The organism is Alkalibacterium sp. m-11, from assembly GCF_054658155.1.
Genome location: NZ_BAAGIR010000467.1, coordinates 1 through 271, shown reverse-complemented (window position 1 = coordinate 271; position 271 = coordinate 1). Strand labels below are relative to the sequence as shown.

Annotated in this window: 1 pseudogene; it reads right to left on the bottom strand. The window is 42.1% G+C overall.

Features of this window, described 5'->3' with window-relative positions:
- Positions 1 to 271: pseudogene (locus ACYQ2O_RS13200) on the bottom strand (DDE-type integrase/transposase/recombinase); the annotation flags it as partial.

Genomic DNA, 271 nt, shown 5'->3' with positions numbered 1-271 from the left:
GTTCGATGATTTGTTTAAGGGGCCTATATTGTCTAGATACTTCGTCCTCGTTGGTTAAACCAATGACTTGAGTGATATCGAAGTTCAGGCCGTGTTGGGCCAGGAAATGTTGTGCCAGTTTGTAAATAGGGTTTCCGTCAACGATGAGGTTTAAATCCTCAGGGATTTCGCTAGCTATATAGTGGTCGAGCACATCGTGAATGGCCCTGATTGCTAATTCAGTATTGCGTTTTTCAGACACTCTTTGGGATAAGATGATTTTATTCTTTGC